The organism is Allohahella marinimesophila (assembly GCF_039538005.1).
In the GTDB taxonomy this organism is placed as follows: Bacteria; Pseudomonadota; Gammaproteobacteria; order Pseudomonadales; family Oleiphilaceae; genus Allohahella; species Allohahella marinimesophila.
Genome location: NZ_BAABBO010000027.1, coordinates 1 through 890, shown reverse-complemented (window position 1 = coordinate 890; position 890 = coordinate 1). Strand labels below are relative to the sequence as shown.

Here is an 890-nt window from a genome sequence, read left to right as displayed (position 1 = left end):
CTGAGCTGGTACTTGTACAGCTTGCACTCTTCAGCCCTGCTCATTGCGTCTTTCTCGATGATCTTTTTTGCAGTCGCTGCGTCTATCTCTTCCTCTGCCGCAACTTGCGCTATGCGCTGAGCTTCGGCACGTGCTTTCGCAGCACTGATCTCTTTTTCTTCTTCTTCTGTTGCTATCTTATCTGAGTATGACAGCACGTAATTATGCAACATCGCGATGTGATAAAACGTATTGGCATAGTTTGCGCGCATGCCATTTTCATAGACGATCTGGTCAATGACGTCTGCAACACCCGGTTTGGCAAGCATTTCTTGCTTGAAGTCTGGTGTGACTTCATATCCAGCAGACGACTCTTTTAACAACTCTTCCTCCAGCACGAAGTCCGGGTTGATAGATAGCCCATTGTTATATTTGTGTGCATCAATGTAGATGCGCACCTCTTTCATTTTCCTTACACGCGGTGGCGCTTGTATCAACTCTGTAGGTAGTGTTGTTCCACGACCGAGCACGTAAACACTGTCAAAGTGATCACTCTCGATCGACACGCCCGAGTTCATAGCCGGGGAGCAAATCACAAGCTGCTCTGTGATGTTGTTTGTAAGGTCTGAGAGATAGTCTTTGTTGGACGGATCGGCAAAGCCCGCTTTGTCTAGACGCTTAACAGACTTTGCGCGCGGAGTGAGAGCAGCAAGAAGCTGATCAAATTCACTCTGGCGCGCGTTGTTGCTGCAGTCTGTATATAAGTAGACGTTTAGTCCAGCGTCAAGGTCGCTCTGAATCTCAGCGATTAACGCTTCTTTTGAAGGATAGATGATCATTGATCGCATGGGTGCAGTTACTCCGCCGTCTTCAACGTGTATATATCTGCCGCCAGTGGCATCTTTCAGCTT

General features: G+C 47.9%; 1 protein-coding gene. It reads right to left on the bottom strand.

Going from position 1 to position 890, the window contains the following annotated elements; translation table 11 throughout:
- Positions 1-827: hypothetical protein (locus tag ABD735_RS20075; protein ID WP_344809875.1), on the bottom strand; the 827-nt coding region annotated here is incomplete at its 3' end.
- Between the last annotated feature and the right edge of the window lie 63 nt (positions 828-890).